The organism is Kushneria sp. EE4 (genome assembly GCF_977968315.1).
Map to the genome: position 1 here is coordinate 3,017,692 of NZ_OZ386212.1, position 17,276 is coordinate 3,034,967.

Here is a 17,276-nt window from a genome sequence, read left to right on the forward strand (position 1 = left end):
CGGAGTCCGGGCCATGATCGACCCCCGCCTTTTCTATCAGCAGCGCGCCCATCAGGTGTTCTTCGGCCTTGTAATGTTTGCCGGCTATCTCGCCGCTCAGTTTCTGAGCGTGCAGGGGCTGCAACACGTCATGAGCGATGCCGCCTTTGCCACCCTGATTCAGGGCTACGGCTTTGCAGTGATTCTGGCGCCGTCCCTGCTGCTGATGCTGGCCGGCTTTTGGGCATGGCGACGCTGGTTTTCGGCGCAGCCCACCCTTGTCGGGCGCTTCACCTGGGGCGATCTGGCCCGGGGCATCGGCCTGGTGCTGCTGATTCAGGGCCTGGCCGCTGCCGTCAGCGTCTGGCTGGACATGGCGCCCGAAGCGTTTATGGTCTCGCTTTATGACGGCAAGACCACGCTGCAGATCGCCATCATGGTGGGCTGCGTGCTGATCTGGGCACCGTTTATCGAGGAGCTGGCGTTTCGTCATTTCCTGATCGCGCGAATCGATGATCAGCCGCGCGGATGGCGGGTGGCGCTTCTGGTCGTGTTCAGCGCGCTGTGTTTTGCCGGGCTGCACATGATTCAGTATCACCACCTGCTCACGTTTGTGGCGCTGTTTGGCTGGGGGCTGGTGCTGGGCTACTACCGCTGGCGCACCCGGGGCCTTTTGCTGCCCATGCTGCTCCACGCCTTCGTCTCCGCCATCGGCCTGGCCGGGGCGCTGTTTTAAGCGACTCGATATCACAGCGCAGGAGGGAGACAGGTCTCTGTGCCAGGCTGAAACACCCTCCCGCCAGGTGACCCATCATGCCCACGACCCTCTACGCCCATCGTCTTTCCCAGCCCTCGCGCGCCGCGGAAATGCTCCTTCGCGAGCTGGGCATCGAGTACGATTTTCATGAAATCGACTTCGCCGGTGGCGAGACCCGCACCGATGAATTTGCCGCCATTAATCCCTTCCAGACCGTGCCGGCGCTGGTGGTCGAACATGACGGCGAGACGCTCACTCTGGCCGAAAGCCAGGCGATCATGATCCACCTGTGCCGCACCGCCGCGGATCAGGCCGCCGCGCAGCGCTGGTACCCGGGGGAGCAGGACATTCCCCGCAGTGCACGGATCGATCAGTGGCTTGCCTGGCACCACGGCAACCTGCGCCGCTTCGACATGTTCCACCACATCATGAACCTGCACCTGACGCTGCCGATGCTCAAGCGCGAGATTCAGGCCACGCTGTTGCAGCCGCTGCAGGACGGTCTCAAGCCGGGTCTGCAACAACTTGAGGCGCACTTCGAAGCGCAGAAGCCAAGCGCCCATGCGCCGACGCTGCCGGGTGGCGAACATCCCACCATTGCCGATCTGTCGCTGGGCTGCGAGCTTTATCAGATCCGCGCGGCCGGCTATCGCTTTAACGGCTATCCGCGGGTGGCAGCGTGGCTGGAAGGTCTGGCCAGTCGGGCGCACTTCCAGGACGTGTCGGAAGCGGTCGACGCCCAGGGCCGTGAGATTCAGGCGCAAAGCGGGGCGTATCTGGCGCTGGCCGCGTTCGGATAAACCCGCCGTTCAGGATGGCCCTTACAAAAAAAGCTCGGCAACGGCCGAGCTTTTTAACGCGTGGATCAGGGTCACCTGCCGTTTCTCAACCGGGGGCGTCGGTGTGAATCGTCGTCTCCACCGACAGCCCCACCCGCAGCCGATCGAGCCCGGGCTGGTCGGGGTCGAGCGCGATGCGCACTGGCAGGCGCTGGACGATCTTGGTGAAGTTGCCGGAGGTGTCGTTGCTCGACACCGGTGAGAATGTGGCCCCGGTGGCCGGGGCCAGGCTTTTGACATGGCCGTGCAGCTTGAGGTCCGGCCAGGCATCGACCGAGATATCCACCGGCTGACCGGGCTCGACATCGGTGATATCGACCTCGCGGTAGTGGGCGGTGATGTAGATGCCCTGCACCGGCACGATGGCCAGCTGCGCGCTGCCGGCATTGACCCAGACGCCCACGCGGGCGGACTGCTCGGCAATCACGCCATCCACCGGCGCGGTGAGATGGGTGCGCGACAGCGACAGCCGGTCCTTCTCCTGCTGCGCCAGCGCCTGATCCAGCGTCGCTTCAGCGCTCTCCCTTTGCGCCTCGAGCACCTGTTTTTGCTGGCGAACGCGCGCCAGCTCGGCCTGACCGGCTCGACGCTTCGCCTGCTGGGCGTGGGCGTTGGCCTCGGCCTGCTGGGCGTTCTGATCGGAGACGTTGCCGTTGTGGCGCAGCCGCCGGTAGCGCTCGGCGGTGGCGTGGGCGTAGTCGGCGTTGGCGCCGTCCTCGGCCACCTGCGCCCGGGCGCGTTGCACCTGCGCCGGATGCTGGGCCAGCTGCGCCTCGATTTGCGCCAGCGACGCCCGGGCCGCGGCCACCTGGCCCTCGGCGTCATCGACGGCTGCCTGATAGTCGCGCGGATCGATATCCATCAGCGCATCGCCGCGCGTGACGCGGTCGTGATCGTCAACGTGTACCGCCACCAGATCGCCTTCCACCTGCGGGGCGATCACCACGTAGTCAGCATCAAGGCGGGCATCGTTGGTCCAGACCTCACCACCGCGGAACTGATGGCGGGCCAGCAGGGCCGCCGCCACGGCGGCGATCAGCACGATCACGATCGTCAGAATCAACGTCTTGCGCGACCGGGGTCGGGCGTCATCGGCAGGGTTACTCATGGCACTCTCGAGGGATCAAAGGGGTTTGGGAATCAAAAGGGGCCTGGAAATCAAAGTGCTTTGAAATAAAAGTGCTTTGAAATCAAAGGGGTCTGGGGCGGTTGAAACGCGGCGCAAAGGTGCGTTTGGGCAGCAGACACAGCGGCAGCAGCAACAGGGCGCCCAACGCCAGCGCCCGCCAGAGATCGGCATGGGCCATCACCTGAGCCTGCACCTCCAGCTGCTCGAACAGATGATGAAAGGCCTCGCCGTGCGCCGGGCCCGACGACCAGGCCAGCGCCGCCCCATCATGACCACTCAGCGGCATCGAGCGGGCAAGCGCAAAGCGCATGGTGCCGATACGATCGAGCAGGGCGTGAAGGTGGTGATCCACGGCCACCGTCATGGCGTGGCCGATAAGGCCACCGGCCACGGGGCCGGCCAGCGCCCGGGTCGTGTTAATCGTCGCCGAAGCGAACGGCCCTTCCTTCGGGTCGATCACGGCGGTGGAGGTGGTCAAAAGACTCACCACCACGATCGACTGACCGGCCGAAAAAAGCATCTGCGAGAGATAGAACTGATCGCGCGTCCAGGCGACGGTGGCGTGGCTGTTCATCCAGCTCGAAAGCGCCATCAGCACCAGCCCCAGCGCCACCATCCAGCGGCTGTCGACGCGCTCGAAGTTGAGCACGAACGCCGTCAACGGCAGCATCACCAGCGAGGGCAGGGCGAGCGCCAGCGCGACCGGCAGATTCTGCAGCGGCCGATAGCCCTGCACCTCGGCAAGAAATTCCTCCGGCAGTGACGCCGCCGAGGCGCCCAGTGCGATCACGCCCATCAGCATGACAATGCCGAAGCCGAAATTGACCCGCTTGACCAGCGCCGGCTGGATCAGCGGCACCGGCGCCACGCAGCAGCGCAGGATAAACAGCGGCACCAGTGCTGCACTGGCCAGCGCCAGCCAGCAGATCAGCGGTGAATTGAACCAGTCCAGCCGCTCGCCCTGGGTAAACACCACCACCACGGCTGAACACACGCCCCAACCCAGCATCCATCCGGGCCAGTCGAACTGACGCCAGCGCCCGGGCGGGCGCGGATCCTGCGGCAGGCCGTAGAGCAGCAGCGCGGCGGCCAGCACACACAGCGGCACCACCGCCCAGAAGACGAAATCGATGCCCAGCCCCTGATGGGCCCGGATCACGATCGGCGCTCCGATATTGGGCGCGAAGGTGGCCGTCAGGCCGTAGGCGGCCAGGCCAAAGAGCTTGATCGACGGGGTCAGAAAGCGCAGCGCCACCGCCATCAAAAGGGGAATCAGAAAGCCGTTGGTCAGCCCCTGCAGCCAGCGCAGGGCGAGCATCAGCGCGCGCGAATCGATCACCGTAAAGCAAAGGCCCAGCGCACCGAGAGCGAGCACCGCCACCGCCGCAAAGCGACGCATGGAGTACGTGATCGCAAGCCAGGGCGCCACCAGCATGCCCATGGCCACCCCGGCAGCATACAGCGTGGTGAACCACTGGCCCTGATCGGCGCTGAAGCCGTAGGCACCGCGAATATCGGCCAGGGCAAGCGTTGTGGCTTCTTCATTGATATCGGCACCGACACAGGCCAGCAGCATACCGACCAGGCCGAGGACCAGACGCAGGGACATGACACACTCTTTGCGATGGATGAGGGGCGAGAAGGCCGACCCGGGGCGGGCAACCTATCGTCGTAAGTTGACTTTGTCAACTTTTAGTCAGACCCTCATCGCATCCAGCGCGCCCTGATCAACTCACGGGAGGTGCGTCACCCACATTGCCCAGCACCCGCTCCAGCAGCGCATCGAACTGCCGGGTCTCCTCCGGCGTGCAGCCGGCCGTCATGGTCGCGGCCAGCTCGCTTCGAATCTTCTCAAGCTGCTCAAACAGCGCCCGGCCTTCCGCGGTCAGCGCCGCCTCAGAGATGCGTCGGGCTGTGGAGCTGCCACAGCGCTCGATCAGGCCCTGCTGCTCCAGCTCCCGAAAAGCCCGCGCCACCTGGCCCTTGTCCCAGCCGCGGCGCTGCAGGATGGCCTGCTGCGCCTGGTCGGGAAAGCGGCCCACGACCGACAGCACCCGCAGCTGGAAGGTAGGCAGGGTGATTCCTTCGCGGCGGGCCAGCTCGCTCAGCCGTGCGCGACTCAAAAAACTCAGCTCCGCCAGCTTGTCGATGATCCTGCTTTCCATGGCCCCCTCCATGCGTTGAAAAGCCGTCATTGTGATGGAAAGAGGGTGGGGCTGGCGAGCGGGCGTTGACTTCAAAACCCGCAATGTTCAATCTCCAACATGGATTGGAAGTACCCGGTCGGCGTTATAACCCCGGTGAGTTGCACCGGGGTTTTTCGCTATCTGGAGACGCGAATAATCTGCCTACTGACTCCACTGATTCGACAGCAGCTCGGCCTGTTTTAGTATCAGCTCGATGACCTCCGGCGATTTGTCCGGCGGGTACTTGTAGCGCTGCAGCGTCCGGCGTACCAGAATGCGCAGCTTGGCGCGCACGCTTTCGCGCACCTGCCAATCGACGGTGGTCGAGCCGCGAAGCTTGTTGGTGACCTCAACCGCCAGTGCCCGCAACTGATCATCGCCAAGCTCGCGTACCGCACTTTCATTGGTAATCAAGGCATCGTAAAAGGCGATCTCGTCGGGGGTCAGGCCGAGCGCCTCGTCGCGTTCCATATCGGCCTTGAACTGCCTGGCCATCTCAATCAGCTCTTCGATCACCTGCGCCGTTTCGATGCCGCGGTTGTTGTACTTGCGCAGCGTCTCCTGCAGGCGATCCGAGTACTTTTTCTCCTGCACGGCGTTAGTGCGCGTCTTGGCCTTGATGTCGTCCTTGAGCAATTTCTCCAGCAGCTCGACGGCCAGGTTGCGATGCGGCATCTGGCGTACGTCTTCGAGAAACTCATCGGAGAGCAGCCCGATGTTGGGCTTGTCGAGGCCGCAGAGCGCGAATACATCGGTCACGTCTTCAGCTTTCACAGCGTTATCGAGAATCTGCTTGAGTGCCGAATTTTTCTGCTCCTCGCTCAGCGAACGGTTCGTACTGGTGTGCTTGACCAGCGCCGCCTTGATGGCCGAGAGAAACGCGATCTCCTTGTGAAGCGCCTTGGCTTCATCCAGCGTACTGCACAGCGAATACGCTTTATTGAGTTGCAGCACGGTATCGAGAAAGCGCTTCTTGCCATCATCCAGACTCAGGATATAGTTGGCCGCTGGCGGCAACAGTTTGTGCGGAGCTTTTTCAAAACCGCTGTAGTCGAAGCCTTCGCGATTGGGGCCGCTGGCAAACATGCCGTGGATAATGTCGAGCTTCTCTTCCAGCACCGCGAAGGCTTCCTCGGCACTGTAGGTGGGCTGGCCCTTGCCACGGGAGTCGGTGTACGTCTTGAGTGCGTTTTTCAACTCGTTGGCGATGCCAATGTAGTCGACCACCAGCCCGCCGGGCTTGTCCTTGAACACCCGATTCACCCGGGCAATGGCCTGCATCAGGTTGTGCCCCCTCATGGGCTTGTCGACATACATGGTATGGCAGCACGGCGCGTCGAAACCGGTCAGCCACATATCGCGCACGATAACCAGCTTGAGTGGGTCCGCCGGATTCTTGAAGCGTTTCTCCAGCCGTTTCTTGGTTGTCTTGTTATAGATGTGGGGCGTCAGCAGCGCATTGTCGGCGGCCGAGCCGGTCATGATGACCTTGATCGTGCCCTTTTCCGGGTCGTCCTCGTGCCACTCAGGGCGCAGGGCGGTGATCTCGTTGTAGAGCTGGGCGCAGATGGTGCGGCTCATGGCGACGATCATCGCCTTGCCCTCGACGATTTCGTTGCGCGTCTCGAAGTGCTCGACGAGGTCCGCCGCGATGCGTTGGAGCCGTAGCTCGGTGCCCATCAGCTTTTCGAGTCGGCTCCACTCGCCCTTGGTGCGCTCCCGCGCGCCGATATCCTCTTCATCCTCGATGACCTCGTTGACCTGCTCGGAGAGCCGATTGATCTCGTCGCGGTTGATATCGAGCCGGGCCAGGCGCGACTCATAGAAGATCGGCACGGTGGCGCCATCGTCCACGGCGTCCTGAATGTCGTAGATCGAGACGTAATCGCCGAAGACAGCGCGGGTGTCCTTGTCTTCGTTGGCAATCGGCGTACCGGTAAAGCCGATGAACGAGGCGTTGGGCATGGCATCGCGCATGTGCTTGGCAAAGCCGAACTGGTAGGTGCCATCCTGCTTAAGGGTCGCTTTCAGGCCGTACTGGCTGCGGTGGGCCTCGTCCGAGATCACCACGATATTGTGGCGGCCGTTGAGAATCGGGTGGCCACGCTCGTCATCAAGCAGGGCAAATCTCTGAACCGTCGTGAAAATGATGCCGCCGGATTCGCGCTCGGCGAGCTTTTGGCGCAGGCTCTCGCGGTCCTCGGCCTGCACTGAGTCCTGCTTGAGCAAATCTCGTGCGCTGCTGAACGTGCCGAATAACTGCCCATCGAGATCAATACGATCAGTCACCACGACCAGTGTCGGGTTGTGCATCGCCGGTTGCTGTACCAGCTTGCCCGCGTAGCAGACCATCGAGATGCTCTTGCCCGAGCCCTGGGTATGCCACACCACCCCGGCCTTCTTGCTGCCGGGTGTGACCTCATCGCCGTAGGTCGCGCGTTTCTCACCCACGCCCGCCGCAGGCTCTTCGGCGGCGATCACGGTCGCCTTGACCGCTTCACGCACGGCGTGGAACTGGTGGTACCCGGCGATTTTCTTGATCACCCGCTCGGCGTCGGTCTCGAACAGCACGAAATAGCGCAGATAATCGAGAAAAAGCGCCCGGTCGAAAAAGCCCCGCACCAGAGTTTCGAGCTGCCACTCCAGCAGCGGCTTGTCGTCTTCATCCTTGATGGTGCGCCACGGCATGAAGCGCTCCTGATCCGCTGTCAGCGACCCCACCCGTGCGGTGTAGCCATCGCTGATCACCAGCGCTTCATTGGTGACGAACAGATCAGGGGTTTCCGTTTTGTAGGTCTGCAGCTGATTGAACGCGCCCGTGACATCGGCGGTTTCGCTGCTCGGACTTTTCAGCTCGATCACCGCAAGCGGCAGGCCGTTGACGAAGCAGACGATATCCGGGCGGCGGGGCTGTTTGCTGCCCTGAAGGGTGAACTGGTTGATGGTGCGAAAGCGGTTGGCCTCGACCCGCTCGAAGTCGATCAGAAAGGCCTGGTCATAAATGACCTCGTCGTTGCGCTTGTACTGCACCGGCACGCCGTCGAGCAGCCACTGGTGGAAGGCGCGGTTACTGAGCACGAGATCAGGGCTTTGCGGTTTGCTGACCTGCGCCACGGCTTGCTGGATAGCGTCTTCCGGCAGCTGCGGGTTGAGCGTTCTAATGGCCTGCTCGAGGTCGCCGCGCAACAGCACCTGTCGATAGTCTTCACGCTCGGGGGTGGCGCCATCATGAGCAATATCCGGACCGTGAGCGGTCTCCCAGCCAGTGTCGCCGAACCACTCAAGACAGAGCTGCTCCAGCTGATCTTCATTGATCATGGCCGCTCTCCTCTGTCATGTAAGCCTGGCCGGGATGATTGGGCTTGGTGGGATAAAGCAGTTTCAGCTTTCGTGCCCTGACCAAAGGTTTGAGGTAGTGCTTGCGTAGAGAGTCTGCCGACCGGTTGAGCAATCGCGTCAAGTCCTCCAGACGCAATGGATGATGTGAGCAGACCAACAGGATGGTTTCTTCTACCTTGACCCTGGAAGCCTTACCCGTGGAAGCCACTGGCGCAGCCAGAGTCGAAAGCTGCTTCCAAAGAGAAGGGGCGATATCCAAAGGTCCGGAGCTACTGCCCAAAGGTCCGGAGCTACTGCCCAAAGGTCCGGAGCTATTGTCCAAAGATGCTGTTTCGGCCGCTTTAGATCGAGGCGCCGCAGCATTGCTGTCCAGCATCAGCTCCGTAATCATGTCATCCAGATGGGCGTCCGGCAGGAAGTAAACCGTTCCCCGGCCTGCGCCGTTTCTCAGCATCAACCCCTTGTCTACCAGACCGGATAGCAGCTGACTGAGATCGCGTGGGTGAACATCAATGATGGCCATCATTCGGCGATGATCCACCGCTTTTTCGATGGAAGCCGTCACAAGGATAAGACGCTCCTTGTCCGTCAGACGGGAGACAACCTCTTCTCCAAACTCATCACTTAACGCTGCCAGCACGGACTCCGGCACCAGGCTGAGCATGTGCAGCTCCAGCAGTGTCTGCTCGGAAGGTGTGTGCGCTTCCCGAAGTACGGGCTTGCGCCAGTGCTGGCTCTGCCATCCATCAAACACCTTGGGTAGACCCGAGCCTGCGTTCTCGCCCAGACCGATATGGCGAAACATGCTTTGCAACAACCGGTTGCGGCAGTCGCTCTGCCCCCCGGCGGTTGCCTGATCGACCGGCACTCGCATCTGGCCGGGATTGCGAAAACCAAACATATCGGGTCGTTTGACCACCAGGATTGAGGCCCGTCCGGAATAGTCGGCATGCACCAGGGTGTTCACCATGGCCTCACGCAGTGCCTTGTGGACGCGGGTGTCGTCCTGTCGCTTGTCACCTTCCAGAGCGAAGGGCACCTTGAGATCGGCTACCAGCTTTCGAATAACCCGCCGGTAGAAATCGAATACATTGCCCGACCAGCTGCCATCCAGTGTCAGCCGATCGATCCAGCGAAGCTCCGCCCTGGCTTCGGGGCGCTCCTGGTAGTCCAGCATATAGTTGGGAAAGGCTTCGATGATGGAGGCTTGCTGACCAAACATGAGCAGACCGGCGCGCGTCAGCCCCGAGCGCTCGGTTTCCCGCTCCTTTCGCCAGCCGCCGAGCTGTCGCAGGAATGTCAGAGCATCCAGTTGGTTCCAAGGGTGGTCGGGCTGACGAGTGGCATACAGCTGGCGATACTGCTTGAAGCTTTCGAGGTCCAGATCCTCCAGACCATAGCCGAAAAGGATTTCGTTATCGCGGCTGTCCTCGACCTGCTCGGCCAGCATCCGCCGCACCTGCTCTTCATTAAGCAGGTGATCCGTGCTGTTGAAACGGCGATACGTACCGGTCAGCGGATTGCCACGCAGATAGACCGGGCGCTGCTGGCGTGTCGCGAGCGGCACATGAATGTGCACGACTACCTTATTCTCGATCTGGAGGACGTTGACCCAGCGCTCCTGTAGTAGATTGGCGCTTGCCTTCTGGGCGTTATTAAGCCCGGTCCAGAGCTCATCAATAACCTTTTGCGTATCGGCAACGCCGGCAAGCTCAAAACGCCCATCGGAGTGTTCTTTCACGCCCAGGAAAATATCGCCGCCCTGAGTATTGGCAAAGGCGCTGTAGGTCGGCCAGAATTCCTTGGGCAACGCGCCCTTGCCATCGCGCCCCTGAGCCAGCTTGCACTCGACGTCCACGCTTTCACGCAGCGCGGCGATATCTTCCAGGGAATCGATTTCAAGCATTACAGGCCTCGGCAGTCCATGTCACATTCTGCCAAATCGCCGCACCAGGCAGTTGCTGGTTGAGCTTGACGATAGCCTTTTTGAGACCGGAAAACTCGGGAGCAGTATCATCATGGCCGATATCAAGCTCATGGGTGGTTTCTCGGTCTATCTCGCTAAACCACTCAAGACAGAGCTGCGCCAATTGATCTTCGTTCATCCCTGCTCCCTTGCCACCGTCTGATTCGTTAATGTCAGTTGACACGTTTAATGTCATCGCCATACTTCATCGCAATATGCCCGGCGCCTCTTCACAGTTTACAGTGTACGCGCCGGCTCTTTTTTATCGACACGAAGGCCAATCTTATGAAGTCATGGCAGTTCGGAGTGCTCGAAGCTAATCTGTTTTAACTGTTGATTGATGTTTCTTAGCGGGTCACGCAGTGCATTTTCGAATCGCGTCATGTGGTGCACCATCCATTCAATCATCTCGGGCCAGTTCGCCTTGTCATATCCGTCAACGGCTTTGGTGTACTGAAGACGACAGGCTTTTTTGGCGGGCAAGGGCAGCCAGATGAGTGGAGCACCAAAATTTTCCTCGATCGTATCCTTCTGTACTTCCAGCCGGTCAAATACAAAGGTATTGGCTTCAGCCTGACCATTCTGAAGACTCAATCCGACGCGTATTTCACTTTTCCCGAAAATCAGCTGATAGGGCATACCTCTAATACCAGAGCCTGCGCTAAGCCAGTGATCTTTCGTTGGACTGATATTGCTGTACAGGGTACAGCTGCTCTTGCTGAACTCTTCCAACGCCTGTTCCCAGAACTCCAAACGCAGGGTGTGTCGATGCTTTTGCTCTGTATCGGCGCTTTTCTCCTCATCTTCCTTGGCGACCATGCCAATCATGAAGTCGGTCGACTCGGGTGTCGGGATGATCTGCTCAACGTTGAGGAAAAGCTCACTGCCGGCCTTGTAAGGCGTCACCTTGAAACACTGGCAGGTGATACCAAACTGGCTCAGCCATAGCACGGTGTTGGTGACTTCCTTACGATAACGCGCTGCGACAAGAATAAGACGCTGCGTCTTGATGCGATTGATTTGAGCCGCTTCCAGCCCATCGACTTCCAGAAACTCGATCAGGTTGTCAACGGCATTAGCCGGCGCCTGATCGGTTTCCTGCGCTTTCTGATTGAGATAGCGCTGGTAGATATCCACGACCTGCGACTTGCTCAGGTTGGCGCAGTAGCTGGCATATTTCAGAGCCTGCCAGACCACGTCCCGACCGCTATCGTCGAGCTTGTTTTCGATAATGACCAAGTTGCCACTCTTGTCGATAGCAAGAAGATCCAAACGCTCACGAGTATCGTCGAAGCCATCAAACTCCTTTTGAATAATCAGGAGTTCCTCGCCATCTACCTGTGCCAGTGCCTGCGGACAGTTTTCCAGCCACTCCTGCAGGTGCTTGCGCTCGCCAAAGCCAAGTTCAGTAAATCTTTTTACTTCTAGAGGGTTAATTCGGTTGGTAGAAGCATCGATTCTAAACATTATGCTCTACCTCATCATCATCCTCTTCAGAGCTAATATATTGAAGAAGAGCTTCTCGATATTCTTTATTGTCGTGTTTATAAAGCAAAAGACTAGGAAGAATTTCGCCGCCCGATGGTAAAAACCAGCCGGGAAACTGGCCATCCAACCAGTCATTAAAATCAGGGTAATCCTCATAATAAACCCTTGCCGAAAGATTTGGATCAGAGGATTCTTTATGCCTTTTATACAAGTAACAGCAAAGAGCATCGGATATATTTGCGATCAGATCAGCATCGGTTAGAGTGACAGGATTTTCAAAATAGCCATCATCCCCGTGCGAAGCAGCGCCATAAGAATTTCTCAACTCTGCAACATTGTGAACTACTACACTTGCCATATTGTTAATATTTTTATTGACGCCTTCATTTACATTGAATTGCAGGCATCCCCGAATGCTTCGATAAAGCGGCTTCATGTCCTGACTAAGGTTCACGTCACTGAGCCTGTCTGACAATATGGTTTTAAAGACTGTTTCAAGAAGCGACTTTGAAGTATCCAGCACAAGTGAACAGTCCTGTCTTTCCAGCGCCTGTTCCAAGCGCTCTTTTTGTTCGGCAAGATGGTTGGCATCTGCTGACAGAGAGAACGCTTCCGTACAGAGCAGGGTTCTTGCTAACGCCATATTTAAACCTCCAACTCACCGGAGAGAAGTTTCGGAAATAATGAATCACGTATTCCCGAAAGGTTATTCGAATTTTTAAAGTTCAGCTCGATAATAGAATATTGCGCTCTTGCAATATCGGAATAAACTGACACCAAGCCGCTTAAAGGTACAACAACCGCCATCCCCCTAAAGCTTTTCTTGCTTATCTCGGCAAACGTACTTCCGCTGGCGAGCTGCTTGATATCGTCCATAACAGATTCAGCCCATTGAAGAACATATTCTGGCTGCAGCTTTTTTTTACAAATCATGGCAATATAGCCTTGGTTAATGGCCACAGGAATTTTTGCCAAAGCGAGATAGCCAACCGGCGCACGAGAAGACATCAAAACCGTATTTTCAGGAAGCAGGCCAGAGCTTATCTTTGCTAAACCAGCCTCCGTAATTTTCCTTTCTGTCGAAATCATTACCTTGGTTTGGGCACCAGAGAGGTCCTTTGGACTAGTCCAATTGATATCGCCCCCTTCCCAATATTCCTTATTTTTTGTGGGCGGCGTTCCGCCTCCTTTTATCTCGACTTCTGCGCCAATGGTTGAGCACTCCCACCCCTCCGGAATTTCCCCCAGCTCACTGTCCTGCATCGCTGAGGGAAACAGCGCGGCGGTCTCATGCAGCTTCTGGTAGCGCTCGGGGTCTTCCTCACGCAGAGCATTCAGCTGATCCGCCGTCTTGCCGGAAATGGCCTGCATTGCGGCGCGGTTCATATAGGATTCCAGATCACCTACCACGGGCGACTCGTCGGACTCGGCGGCATAGCAGACGGCCAAGGCGGGCTCGTTTTCCGGTTGGAGCGCCTGCCAGCGCTTACGCGCAGCGATCTTGGTCTTGACCGGCTCGAAATCGACAAACCAGCTTTTGAACAGAGCCTGAGCCATCTGTTCGAGGGTGTGGTTGATTTGGTGGTTTGTTTCGATCTTTTTATCGATAGCGTCAAGTATAGATACGACATTATTTTGAAAATCGATGGAGGGTGAAGGTACGTTTAGCTTCGCTAAGTCTGACCCTCGAATACCTGCTGCTCCAGCACCCTGCTCGATAATTGCGTCTATAGCCTGCTTTCCAGCAGGACTATCAAAATAGTAATAATAGAAAAGAGGATTGCATTTTTTGGCACATAGACGGCAGCGAATAAGATGAGATTCAAAAAAAACAGGCTCATTATCGTATAAAAAGATAGAGCACTTACCAGCACCTTCACGAACCAACGATTGCCTTGCGAAGAGTAAATCACCTGTTCTCAGAAGCGATGTTTCAGCTTCCTTTTCTGTTAACGGAGCACGGTCCATTGGGATACTGTTCATTCTGGGATATTTGAAAAGTTCTCCCATATTCACCATCTTAAATCCCGAACCACGAAGCTTTTTAGGTTTTGTGAGCCCGTTACGCAAAGGTGTTTCAAGCAATTCTGAGAGTGGTTTAAACTTCATATCCAAGCCCCCCAAGGTTCCACTTGATTTCCGCTTCCAGCCGGTCGCTTTCCTCAAACTGGTCTTTCAGCTGCGCCGTCAGCCGCGCCATCTTGTCGACGAAAAGTTCACCGTCCTCTTCCTGCGCGGCGGCGCCGACGTAGCGACCCGGGGTGAGCACGAAGTCGTGCTTTTCAATCGCGGCAAGATCACAGGAGGCACAGAAACCGGGTTCATCCTCGAATTCGTCGGTACGCTGCCAGCGGTGGAAGGTGTCGCTGATTTTGGCGATGTCCTCGTCGGTGAAATCGCGCAGCACGCGGTCGCGCATATAGCCCTGCTGGCGGGCATCAATAAACAGCACTTCGCCTTTGCGGCGGCGCTTTTCGACGCCGTTGGGGGCGAGGCCGCCGGCTTTATCCCTGGTCAAAAACCAGATGCAGGCGGGGATCTGGGTATTGGTGAACAGCTGGCCCGGCAGGGCGACGATGCACTCGACCAGATCCTGTTCGACCAGGCGACGGCGAATCTCACCCTCGCCGCCGCTGTTGGAGCTCATCGAGCCATTGGCCAGCAGCAGCGCCATGCTGCCTACCGGGGCAAGGTGGTGCAGCATGTGCTGCAGCCAGGCAAAGTTGGCATTGCCCTTGGGCGGGGTGCCGTAGTGCCAGCGCACATCCTCGGCCAGCGACTCGTGCCACCAGTCCTTGATGTTGAACGGCGGGTTGGCCATCACGAAGTCGGCACGCAGGTCCGGGTGCTGGTCATCGAGGAAGCTGTCGGCGTTTTTCTTGCCGAAGTTGAAGTCAATGCCGCGAATGGCCATGTTCATGGCGGCCAGCCGCCAGGTGGTGGGGTTGGACTCCTGCCCGTAGATCGAGACGTGCTTTTTCTGCTCGGCGGGGTCGTAGTGATGCTCGCGGGCGTGCTCTTCAATGAACTTGTCGGAAGAGACAAAGAAGCCGCCCGAGCCCATCGCCGGATCGTATACGCGGCCCTTATACGGCTCCAGCATCTCGACGATCAGCGAGACGATGCTCTTGGGCGTGTAGTACTGCCCGCCCTGCTTGCCTTCGGCCAGGGCGAACTGTCCGAGGAAGTACTCATAGACGTGGCCGAGTATGTCCTTGCTGCGCAGGTTGAGCGGCTCGCCATCGAGCCTGGGCTGGGTAAAAGAGGTGTCCGAAAAGGAGTTGATCAGCCCGATCAGCTTATCGTTATCGACCTGAAAGCGGCTGATGCCTTCCAGCACGCCCTTGAGCTTGTCGTTGCTTTTTTCGATGGCATCGAGGGCGTTGTCGATCAGCCAGCCCACGGAGCTCAGGCGCACGTCTTCGCCCTTGCTGTTCTGCCAAAGCACCGAGCCGGTGGGCAGTGCGGCGTTCTCTTTCAGCGTGTTCCAGCGCGCCTCCCTGGGTACCCAGAACACGTTGGCCTCGCGGTAGTAATCGAGGATTTCCAGCTCGTCAGCAAGCGCCTGTTCGTACTCGGCGTCGCTGTCGAAATCGCCACGCGGCAGGTAGTAGATGTTGTCGTCGGCGTCATCCTTGAACAGCTCAAGCAGCTCGCGCTGGCGTTCCTCGAACGCATCCGAGACGTACTTCAGAAAGATCAGCCCCAGCACTACGTGCTTATAGTTGGCGGCATCGAGGTTGTTGCGCAGCTTGTCGGCGGCTTTCCAGAGCTTGTCTTCAAGCGCAGTTAAAAACTGGTGTTCGGTGGTATCCACTGTGACTCCTGGAAGAAGTATTCGGCTATAAGCGGTCAGAATCATAACGATTTGATGCTAGGCTTATACATTCGATGGTGTTCATTTAACGCTGTCTATTCGGGGCTCCGCAACTTGATTCAAGCGCGATAGGCAAAGCCTGTTTCCGGATAGCAATATGGGCGATCGGATGACTGAAAAGGGCTTACAACATGGCGACGGGGTCATTGACGGTACTGGCGCTGAGGCGCAACGGCCTAGCAAGAATTCCGGTCTGATACAGCGTCGATGACATCAGCAAGCGGCCGAGCCAGCGTCGCTATTTCATTTTTGGGGTCAAGTTAAAATAAGGCGGCGCGCTATTTTAACTTTCTGCTAGTGCCACCTCGGCGCCTTTCCCCTTTGCCGCCAGCACCCTCGTCTTCATCATCTCCGCCACGGCCTGAAACACCGGCACGACCACCGAGTTGCCGAACTGGCGGTAGGCCTGGGTATCCGACACCGGAATCACGAAGCGCCGCTCGCCTGCGGCGTCAAAGCCCATAAGCCGCGCGCACTCGTGCGGCGTGAGCCGCCGCGGGCGGTGTTGCAGGTTCTCGGGGGCATCAAAGGGCAGGGCGTCATTGAAGCCGCGGTCGACGAGGATCTCCGAGCCGTCCTTGTGATAGCGCGCGGAAAGGGTGCGGGCGGTGTCTTCGGCGCGCGTGAGGCCAAAGCCGAAGCCGTTGCCTTTTTCCTTGTGCTTGCGGGCGTACTGGTACAGATAGTTCCAGAGCTTGGGAGTAAGTACGTACTTCGCATCGACTTCCCTATCGAGCAGCTCGCCGAAGGTGGGCTTGTGCGCGGGAAAGTGGGCGCTGATATCACGCAGGGTGAAGCCGTCATGCACGTTTAAATCGCGGCGAAAGCCAACCAGCACGATGCGTTCGCGGTGCTGGGGCACGAAGTGGCGGGCGTCGATCACTTTGGGGTCGCGGCCCTTGGGTGCGTTCACATCGGCGACGTCATAGCCCAGCTCATCGAGTGCCTCGCAGATCACGCGAAAGGTCTTGCCGCCATCGTGGCTTTTGAGGTTCTTGACGTTTTCCAGCACGAACGCGGGTGGCCTTCGCGCGGCGATGATGCGGGCGACGTCGAAAAAGAGCGTGCCCTGGGCGTCGCACTCGAAGCCGTGCTTTCGCCCCAGGGCGTTTTTCTTGGAGACGCCGGCCAGCGAGAAGGGCTGACACGGAAAGCCCGCCAGCAGCACGTCGTGCTCGGGGATCTGCTCGCGGATGTGGGCGTAGGCGGTCTCTTCATCGACGTCATCCCGCGCGGAGAGGGTTACATCGCGAATGTCTTCGTTGAAGCGGTGGGTTTTTGGGTCGCAGTAGTGGTTCGCCTTGTAGGTGCGCACCGCGTACTTGTTCCACTCGGAAGTGAACACACACTCACCGCCGACGGCCTCAAACCCCTGACGAATGCCGCCGATGCCGGCAAACAAATCGATAAAGGTGAAATCAGACTGGTGCTGATGCGACGGCGGTGCCGGCAGCAGGGTGATCAGCACCCGCCGCTCGGCCTCATCCAAGGGCGTTGGGTGGCCCTGCTTGAGATAGCGAGTCAGCGTGTCGCGGGTCCAGTGAGTGCTCACCTTTGAAAGCTTCCCGGCCACGGCCCGGCGGTCAAAAATCTCCAGCACCCGCGCCAGCAGGGCGTCATCCGCCAGGGCGCCATAGGGGCAGGCGCCCGTCGGGGTACGTTCGGTCTCGAGTTCCGGGGGCAGCAGTTCCGGTGAAAACAGAGTCATGGGCACTC

The 17,276-nt window shown here is 58.6% G+C and carries 13 protein-coding genes; 2 read left to right on the plus strand and 11 right to left on the minus strand.

Annotated elements, in window-relative coordinates:
• The first annotated feature begins 13 nt into the window (after window positions 1-13).
• Window positions 14-715 carry a CPBP family glutamic-type intramembrane protease gene (locus ACXMYO_RS13685; RefSeq protein ID WP_438765353.1) on the plus strand — a complete coding sequence of 234 codons (702 nt, stop codon included), beginning with the start codon at window positions 14-16 and terminating at the stop codon, window positions 713-715.
• 77 nt (window positions 716-792) lie between these two features.
• Window positions 793-1,536, plus strand: a complete 744-nt coding sequence (locus ACXMYO_RS13690) for a glutathione S-transferase family protein (protein WP_457809117.1) — start codon at window positions 793-795, stop codon at window positions 1,534-1,536.
• An 85-nt stretch (window positions 1,537-1,621) separates the two neighbouring features.
• Here ACXMYO_RS13690 and ACXMYO_RS13695 read toward each other — a convergent pair whose 3' ends face one another.
• From ACXMYO_RS13695 to dcm, 11 genes are all read right to left on the minus strand, one after another.
• Window positions 1,622-2,683 (minus strand): HlyD family secretion protein, encoded by a 1,062-nt coding sequence (locus ACXMYO_RS13695; RefSeq protein WP_457809118.1) that lies wholly within the window; start codon window positions 2,681-2,683, stop codon window positions 1,622-1,624.
• 82 nt (window positions 2,684-2,765) lie between these two features.
• Window positions 2,766-4,313 (minus strand): MFS transporter, encoded by a 1,548-nt coding sequence (locus tag ACXMYO_RS13700; protein ID WP_457809119.1) that lies wholly within the window; start codon window positions 4,311-4,313, stop codon window positions 2,766-2,768.
• A 118-nt stretch (window positions 4,314-4,431) separates the two neighbouring features.
• Window positions 4,432-4,869, minus strand: coding sequence for a MarR family winged helix-turn-helix transcriptional regulator (locus ACXMYO_RS13705; RefSeq protein WP_170140555.1), 438 nt, complete (start codon window positions 4,867-4,869; stop codon window positions 4,432-4,434).
• 183 nt (window positions 4,870-5,052) lie between these two features.
• On the minus strand, window positions 5,053-8,208 hold the full coding sequence (locus ACXMYO_RS13710; protein ID WP_457809120.1) for a type I restriction endonuclease subunit R: 3,156 nt from the start codon (window positions 8,206-8,208) through the stop codon (window positions 5,053-5,055).
• Window positions 8,198-10,135, minus strand: a complete 1,938-nt coding sequence (locus ACXMYO_RS13715) for an ATP-binding protein (RefSeq protein ID WP_457809121.1) — start codon at window positions 10,133-10,135, stop codon at window positions 8,198-8,200. Before ACXMYO_RS13715 ends, ACXMYO_RS13710 begins: the two co-directional genes overlap by 11 nt.
• Window positions 10,128-10,334, minus strand: coding sequence for a restriction endonuclease subunit R (locus ACXMYO_RS13720; protein ID WP_457809122.1), 207 nt, complete (start codon window positions 10,332-10,334; stop codon window positions 10,128-10,130). The genes ACXMYO_RS13715 and ACXMYO_RS13720 overlap by 8 nt, the downstream gene beginning before the upstream one ends.
• 152 nt (window positions 10,335-10,486) lie before the next feature.
• Complete coding sequence (locus ACXMYO_RS13725; RefSeq protein ID WP_457809123.1) at window positions 10,487-11,662, minus strand: DUF4268 domain-containing protein; 1,176 nt, start codon at window positions 11,660-11,662, stop codon at window positions 10,487-10,489.
• On the minus strand, window positions 11,655-12,326 hold the full coding sequence (locus ACXMYO_RS13730) for an abortive infection family protein (RefSeq protein WP_457809124.1): 672 nt from the start codon (window positions 12,324-12,326) through the stop codon (window positions 11,655-11,657). Before ACXMYO_RS13730 ends, ACXMYO_RS13725 begins: the two co-directional genes overlap by 8 nt.
• A 2-nt stretch (window positions 12,327-12,328) precedes the next feature.
• A complete protein-coding gene (locus ACXMYO_RS13735) occupies window positions 12,329-13,792 on the minus strand; it encodes a restriction endonuclease subunit S (protein ID WP_457809496.1) in 1,464 nt (487 codons plus the stop codon).
• Window positions 13,782-15,500 carry a class I SAM-dependent DNA methyltransferase gene (locus ACXMYO_RS13740; protein ID WP_457809125.1) on the minus strand — a complete coding sequence of 573 codons (1,719 nt, stop codon included), beginning with the start codon at window positions 15,498-15,500 and terminating at the stop codon, window positions 13,782-13,784. The genes ACXMYO_RS13735 and ACXMYO_RS13740 overlap by 11 nt, the downstream gene beginning before the upstream one ends.
• A gap of 343 nt (window positions 15,501-15,843) precedes the next feature.
• On the minus strand, window positions 15,844-17,268 hold the full coding sequence (gene dcm, locus ACXMYO_RS13745; protein WP_457809126.1) for a DNA (cytosine-5-)-methyltransferase: 1,425 nt from the start codon (window positions 17,266-17,268) through the stop codon (window positions 15,844-15,846).
• Window positions 17,269-17,276 lie beyond the last annotated feature (8 nt).

Bases quoted from the DNA above. Each gene is read 5' to 3' on its own strand.
- ACXMYO_RS13720 (WP_457809122.1), bottom strand. From the start codon at position 10,334: ATGAACGAAGATCAATTGGCGCAGCTCTGTCTTGAGTGGTTTAGCGAG.
- ACXMYO_RS13695 (WP_457809118.1), bottom strand. From the start codon at position 2,683: ATGAGTAACCCTGCCGATGACGCCCGACCCCGGTCGCGCAAGACGTTG.
- ACXMYO_RS13730 (WP_457809124.1), bottom strand. From the start codon at position 12,326: ATGGCGTTAGCAAGAACCCTGCTCTGTACGGAAGCGTTCTCTCTGTCA.
- ACXMYO_RS13690 (WP_457809117.1), top strand. From the start codon at position 793: ATGCCCACGACCCTCTACGCCCATCGTCTTTCCCAGCCCTCGCGCGCC.
- ACXMYO_RS13685 (WP_438765353.1), top strand. From the start codon at position 14: ATGATCGACCCCCGCCTTTTCTATCAGCAGCGCGCCCATCAGGTGTTC.
- ACXMYO_RS13710 (WP_457809120.1), bottom strand. From the start codon at position 8,208: ATGATCAATGAAGATCAGCTGGAGCAGCTCTGTCTTGAGTGGTTCGGC.
- dcm (WP_457809126.1), bottom strand. From the start codon at position 17,268: ATGACTCTGTTTTCACCGGAACTGCTGCCCCCGGAACTCGAGACCGAA.
- ACXMYO_RS13715 (WP_457809121.1), bottom strand. From the start codon at position 10,135: ATGCTTGAAATCGATTCCCTGGAAGATATCGCCGCGCTGCGTGAAAGC.
- ACXMYO_RS13725 (WP_457809123.1), bottom strand. From the start codon at position 11,662: ATGTTTAGAATCGATGCTTCTACCAACCGAATTAACCCTCTAGAAGTA.
- ACXMYO_RS13705 (WP_170140555.1), bottom strand. From the start codon at position 4,869: ATGGAAAGCAGGATCATCGACAAGCTGGCGGAGCTGAGTTTTTTGAGT.
- ACXMYO_RS13735 (WP_457809496.1), bottom strand. From the start codon at position 13,792: ATGAAGTTTAAACCACTCTCAGAATTGCTTGAAACACCTTTGCGTAAC.
- ACXMYO_RS13700 (WP_457809119.1), bottom strand. From the start codon at position 4,313: ATGTCCCTGCGTCTGGTCCTCGGCCTGGTCGGTATGCTGCTGGCCTGT.